The following is a 6468-nucleotide window of genomic DNA, read 5'->3' as shown; positions in this document are numbered from 1 at the left end:
GAGGTCTTGATTTTTTACCCGCCAATCCCGGATTGTCCGTGGTCATGAGTTTCCCGTTGCGGGAGACGCATTGAAGCAGGTCGCGTGCAAAGAGATTCACGCGACCTGCTTCAGGTTTTTGATTTAAGCATGTGTTTGTCCCGAATCCGGGCCCACTTTCGGGAGACATGCTTTAATGGCGCGGGTAAATGGCGAAGAAGAAAATCGAATCCGAGTTCCGGCTTAGCCCGACACTGGCGCTCCGCCCCCTGGACGCGGTGCGTGCCCGGCGTGAACTGTCGGAAATCGCCGATGCCGCCGAGGAGGAGGGGCTTTCCCGCCTCGCTGCGTTCCTGGCGGGCGAGGGGCCGCTGCAGCACCTGCTGGCGGCCGTCTTCGACCTCTCGCCCTTTCTTCGCGATGTCGCGCGCCGTCGGCCGGCGATCCTCGACACGCTGTTCGACCAGACGATCGAAGCGCGGCTCGATGCCATAGGCGAGGCGATCGGCGGCGCGGCAAGGGCGGAAGACGCCTCGGAATCCAGCCTGATGATGGCGCTCAGGCAATGGAAGACCGAAGCGCATTTCCTGGTCGCGCTGGCCGATCTTTCAGGCGAGGCGGAGACCTCCGCGACGGTGCGCCGGCTCAGCGATCTTGCCGATGGCTGCGCATGCGCCGCCGTCGATTTCCTGCTGCTCGACGCGAACCGCCAAGGCAAGCTCAAGCTGCCGCATCCGGCGGAACCGGCGAGGGATTCGGGCTGGATCCTGCTTGGCATGGGCAAGCTCGGCGCGCATGAGCTGAACTTTTCCTCCGATATCGATCTTGTCGTCTTCTTCGATCCCGAAGCGCCGGCCGTCGTCGATCCGCTCGACGCGACCGAATTGTTCTCGCGGCTCACGCGTCGTCTCGTGCGCATCCTCCAGGACCGTACCGAGCACGGTTATGTCTTCCGCACCGATCTGAGGCTCCGCCCCGATCCCGGCTCGACGCCCCTGGCGATCCCTGTCGAGGCAGCGCTTCGTTATTACGAGGCGCGCGGCCAGAATTGGGAGCGCGCCGCAATGATCAAGGCGCGGCCGGTTGCCGGCGACCTTGCCGCGGGCGCCGCCTTCCTCAAGGAATTGCAGCCCTATGTCTGGCGCAAATACATGGACTATGCGGCGATCGCCGACGTCCATTCGATCAAGCGCCAGATCCATGCCCATAAGGGCCATGGCGAGATCGCCGTGAAGGGCCATAACGTCAAGCTCGGCCGCGGCGGCATCCGCGAGATCGAGTTCTTCGTCCAGACCCAGCAGCTCATCGCCGGCGGCCGTTTCCCGGAACTGCGCGGCCGCGAGACGGTGCCGATGCTTGCAGCGCTCGCCGCGCGCGGCTGGATCACCACCGACGCGCGCGATGCGCTCACCCGGCAATACTGGTTCCTGCGCCGCGTCGAGCACGCCGTCCAGATGGTGGCGGACGAACAGACGCACATCCTGCCCGAGGAAGACGAGGAACTGAAACGCATCGCACTGATGCTCGGTTTTGCCGGCGAGGCGGAATTCACGCAGGCCTTCCGCGCCTCGCTGCAGCAGGTCGAGCGCCATTATGCGGCGCTGTTCGAGACAGCGCCCGAGCTTTCGGCCGGCGTCGGCAATCTGGTCTTCACCGGCGATGTCGACGATCCCGACACGCTGCAGACGCTGCATGGCCTGGGCTTCCAGCGGCCAAGCGACATCTGCCGCGTCATCCGCGGCTGGCATTTCGGCCGCTACCGCGTCACCCAGTCGGCGGAGGCGCGCGAGCGGCTGACCGAACTGACCCCGGCGCTGCTCAAGGCCTTCGGCCAGACGCGGCGCGCCGACGAGGCGCTGATGCGCTTCGACGAGTTCCTCGCCGGCCTGCCGGCGGGCATCCAGCTTTTCTCGCTGCTGCAGTCGAACCCGGCGCTCCTCAAGCTGATGGCGACCATCATGGGGGCCGCGCCGCGGCTGGCGGCCATCATCACGCGCCGTCCGCATGTCTTCGATGGCCTGCTCGACCCGGCGCTGCTCACCGAATTGCCGGACCGCGCCTATCTCTCGGCCCGGCTTGCCGCCCTCATCGAAGGCGACCGCGCCTATGAAGATGTGCTCGACCGCCTGCGCATCTTCGCCTCCGAGCAGAAATTCCTGATCGGCGTGCGCCTGCTTGCCGGCTCGATCGATCCGGCGCGCGCCGGCCGCGCCTTCTCCGACCTTGCCGATCTCACCATCGAGGCGGCGCTTCAAGCGGTGATCGCCGAGTTCGCGCAGCGGCACGGCGAGATCGCCGGGGGCAGGGTGGCCTTGCTCGGCATGGGCAAGCTCGGCAGCCGCGAGCTCACCGCCGGCTCCGACGTCGATCTCATCCTGCTCTACGACCATGACGCGGATGCCGAGGACTCGAACGGCGAGAAGCCGCTGGCGCCCTCGCATTATTATGCCCGCATGACGCAGCGCCTGATCGCCGCCGTCTCGGCGCCGACCGCCGAAGGCGTGCTCTACGAGCTGGACCTGCGCCTGCGCCCCTCCGGCAACAAAGGACCGGTCGCCACCCATATCGACGCGTTCAAGAAGTATCAGCGCCAGGACGCCTGGACCTGGGAGCACATGGCGCTGGCACGGGCTCGCGCCATCGGCGGCGATGCCGAGCTCTGCGCTGAGCTCGAGACGGAAGTGGCGGCGGTGCTGGCGCAGCCACGCGATGCCGCCAAGGTGAAAGCCGAAGCCTCGGAGATGCGGGCGCTGATCGAGAAGGAAAAGCCACCGCGCGACCTCTGGGACATCAAGCTGATCCCCGGCGGGCTGATCGATCTCGAATTCATCGCCCAGGTCGCGACCATCACCGGCAATGTCGAGCCCGGCCGCCGGCTCACGGCGACCGCCGACATCCTGGGACGGCTGGCCCCCGGTTTCGCAGGCGGCGATATCCGTGAAGAACTAGGCGAGGCCTATCGGCTCTATCTGGCGCTGACCCAGATGATCAGGCTCTGCCTCACCGGCGAGTTCCAGCGCGACGATGTCCCGCCAGGGCTTTCGGACCTGCTTCTTGCGGTCACCGACCTGCCGGATTTCGCTGTGCTGGAGGCGCATCTCAAGGACACTTCGCGGAAGGTCAGGCAGGATTTTGACCTTCTTCTGCGGAGCGCGGGAGGGTCCTGAGATCGCGCGACTAATCGGTGCGTTGCACGCGGCGGAGTTTGCGGCGCGCATGCGCCTGCAGAAGCCGATCGCGCAGATGAGCGTAGAAGCGTGGCGGCAGCATGCCATAGTGGAAGCGGGACGGGCTGTTTCCCGGAATTGGTCGGAGGTCGGGGCCTGGCCAAAGGAAATCGTTGGTTTCGCTCACCACGATCCATGACGGCATGTCATCGAGCCCAAGGTGAGCCTTGAGAGGCGCAGGCATTTCGATGGCGTCGGCGGGATCTGTCGGGAGCGAATGCGTGATAGGAACCATCGTCACGACTTCGCGCCCCTCCACAATCCGACGTGCGGCGACGATCGCACATGGGCGGTCCTTGCGACCCTCTTCGATACCTATCGTATGTTCGTCCGACCAAAGATAGGAATAGGAGATCACCAGGCCGGGAACGGGCTTGGGCAGGCTCACGGCGTCCAGTCTTTGAGCATCTGGTCCAGCTCGTCATGCTGGGAAGGGACCGCGCTCTCGGCAATGGCTTTCAGCGTCTCGTCATCGAGTTCCTCGACGGGGCGGGCGACCCGTCCCTTGACCAACACTTCGAACATCGTCGCAGAAAGCAGCACCGTGTGGGTCCGACCGTTCTTCGTTATCGCGACCGGTGCCCGCTGCGCGGCATCCTGGAAGCGGCCGACATTCTGCTGGAATTCGGTGGATGTTACACGCATGGAAAAATCACCTCTTATCCAAAATAGATAAAATAGATAACTATTTCAAGCTCGGCTCCGGCAGCAACGAATGCCGGTGAGTCAGGCCGCAGCCTTCACCGCAGCTGGCGCCTTCTTCAGCGGGATGCGCACCGACACGATGGTGCCGACGCCTTCGGTAGAGCGGATCTTCAGCGCGCCACCCTGCAGCTCGGCCAGCGAGCGCGAGATGGCGAGCCCGAGGCCCGAGCCGGTGTGGTTCTTGGAGAACTGGTTCTGCACCTGCTCGAACGGCCGGCCGAGCTTGCCCAGCGCATGCTTGGGGATGCCGCAGCCATTGTCTTCGATGGTTAGCAGCAGGGCGCCGGAGGTGTTGCGCGCCCTGACCGTGATCTTGCCGCCCTGGCCGGTGAACTTCACCGCATTGGAGAGCAGGTTGATGGCGATCTGCTTGATCGCGCGGCGGTCGGCGTAGACCCGCATCGTATCGGCGATGCGAGTCTCGACATTGATCGACTTTTCCGCCGCCTGCAGCGAGATCACTCGCACCGTCTCCTTGATCAGCGGACAGAGGTCAATCTCCTCGCGGTCGAGCGAGAACTGGCCGGCCTCGATCTTCGACATGTCGAGGATGTCGTTGATGACGCCGAGCAGGTATTTGCCGCTGCCGTTGATGTCGGTTGCATATTCCTCGTAGCGCTCGGAGCCGAGCGGCCCGAACAGGCCTTGCTGCATCAGTTCGGAGAAGCCGATGATGGCGTTGAGCGGCGTGCGCAGCTCATGCGACATGTTGGCGAGGAATTCCGACTTAGCGCGATTGGCCGCCTCGGCGCGCTCGGTTTCCTTCATGTACTTGCGGTTGAGCTCGACCAGCTCGCTCGCGCGTTCCTCCTCGGCGCGCCGCGCAAGGCTGAGATCGTGGATCGTCGCCATCAGCCGGCGCTCGCTGTCGACCAGCTTTTCCTGGTGCAGCTTGATCTGGGTGATGTCGGAGCCGACCGAGACGATGCCGCCGTCGCGGGTCCTGAGCTCGTTGACCTGCAGCCAGCGGCCGTCTGCGAGTTGGCGTTCGAAGCTGACGCCGCCCTTCGGCCCGTTGGCGTTGGCAAGCCTGCGCTCCGAGGCGAAGGCCAGCATCCGCTCCTCCACCGCGTCGCGGAGAATGCCGGGCACGACGTCGCGGTCCGACAGCCCGTTGTCCTTCTGGAACTTCGAATTGCACATGATCAGCCGCTCGGCGGCGTCCCACAGCACGAAGGATTCGTTGATGTTCTCGATCGCGGTCCTGAGCCGCATGTCGGCCGCTTCCGAACGTAGCGCCAGATGCCGCTGCTCGGTGACGTCGACGGCGATGCCGATCAGCTGGATTTCCGGCGCTTCCGGATCGATCACCTGGGCGCGGGCCCGCATCCACACCCATTGTCCGTCGGCGTGGCGCATGCGGAAAACCTGGTCGATATGGTCGATCTCGCGCTCGACGATGCGGTTGGCGAGTTCGAACAGGTCGCCGTCGTCGGGATGGATGATCTCGTCGACTTCGCCGAAGGAAAGCATCGTATCGCAGGGCTCGTAGCCCAGCATGTCATACATCGAGCGCGACCAGTACATCTTGCCGCGCACCATGTCCCAGTCCCACAGCCCGCAACGGCCGCGCACCAACGCCATGTCGATGCGTTGATGCGCCTCGAGATAGATGCGGTCCGCGGCCTGGGCGCGCGCCGCCTGGCCGAAATAGGCGTAGAGGATGACGATCAGCACGCCCGCAGTGAGCACGAACAGCGTGACGTTGAGCGACATCGACTTGCGCCAGCTGTCGAACACCGCTTCCTGCGGCACCAACACGGCCGCGGCATGCTTGCGGTCGCCGCTTAGGCTGACAGCGGCAAACCAGTCCTGTCCCGAGATGCTGACATCCATCACGCCGGCGCGGTCGCCGAACATGAACAGCGGCTGGCCGCCCAGCACGAGACTGTCCAGCGTGCGGCCCTGCCAGCCCGTCGACAGCGGCGAGACGGCGATGACCTTGAAGTTGGCGTCGGTGATGGCGAGCACATGGGCGCGGCTCATGGCGCCCTGGCGGCCGATGTTTTCCAAGAGGCTTATGGCGTTGGCGCCGGCCGCTGTGGGGTCGGCGGTGACGGCCTGCGCCATCTGGCCGGCGCCCAGCGCCAGCACCGCCTTCGCGTCGCGCTCGATCTCGTCGTGCTCGTTCATCAGCGACAGGAAGCGCAGCGCGGCGATGACGATCAGGAAGATGATGATCAGCGCCGGGATCGAACGGCGCAGCAGCGGCTCGGCGGCTAAGAGCCGCTGATAGGCGGGTTCGGCGATCAGGCGCATGTTGCCGGCAAGTCCATCGTTCCTTGCCTTGCGACGCGCAAAAGCCTTCCCTCCGGGCGCGCCCCACGCGTCCGCCTTGGCCATAAATGGCACTCCCCGATCTGCCGTATACTGGATGACCCGGATACGCCGCACGCCCGAATCGCCATTAAAGAATCAAAGGTGATTCGCCTTGTCCAGAGGCGCGGGCGAAAAAGATTAAAAGTTGATTGAAATTTGTCGAAACTGCTGATCTCCCCCCTCGTGGGGGAGATGGCCGGCAGGCCAGAGGGGGGCGCTGTCCCGCCAGCCTCTCAAC

Annotated in this window: 4 protein-coding genes; 1 reads left to right on the top strand and 3 read right to left on the bottom strand. The window is 64.8% G+C overall.

Annotated elements, in window-relative coordinates:
• Positions 1-188: 188 nt before the first annotated feature.
• Positions 189-3146 (top strand): bifunctional [glutamine synthetase] adenylyltransferase/[glutamine synthetase]-adenylyl-L-tyrosine phosphorylase, encoded by a 2958-nt coding sequence (locus EOD07_RS17685; protein ID WP_127236385.1) that lies wholly within the window; start codon positions 189-191, stop codon positions 3144-3146.
• Positions 3147-3156: 10 nt separating this feature from the next.
• On the opposite strand, the gene EOD07_RS17680 is transcribed toward EOD07_RS17685, so the two are convergent.
• The 3 genes from EOD07_RS17680 to EOD07_RS17670 form a co-directional block, all read right to left on the bottom strand.
• On the bottom strand, positions 3157-3594 hold the full coding sequence (locus EOD07_RS17680) for a hypothetical protein (RefSeq protein WP_127236384.1): 438 nt from the start codon (positions 3592-3594) through the stop codon (positions 3157-3159).
• Positions 3591-3851 (bottom strand): type II toxin-antitoxin system Phd/YefM family antitoxin, encoded by a 261-nt coding sequence (locus tag EOD07_RS17675; protein WP_127236383.1) that lies wholly within the window; start codon positions 3849-3851, stop codon positions 3591-3593. The genes EOD07_RS17680 and EOD07_RS17675 overlap by 4 nt, the downstream gene beginning before the upstream one ends.
• 81 nt (positions 3852-3932) lie before the next feature.
• The gene (locus tag EOD07_RS17670) at positions 3933-6254 is read right to left on the bottom strand and encodes a PAS domain-containing sensor histidine kinase (protein WP_127236382.1); all 2322 of its coding nucleotides are present in this window, start codon (positions 6252-6254) and stop codon (positions 3933-3935) included.
• Between the last annotated feature and the right edge of the window lie 214 nt (positions 6255-6468).

This window comes from Mesorhizobium sp. M2C.T.Ca.TU.002.02.1.1 (assembly GCF_003997225.1).
This window is presented reverse-complemented; position numbering and strand designations above follow the sequence as displayed.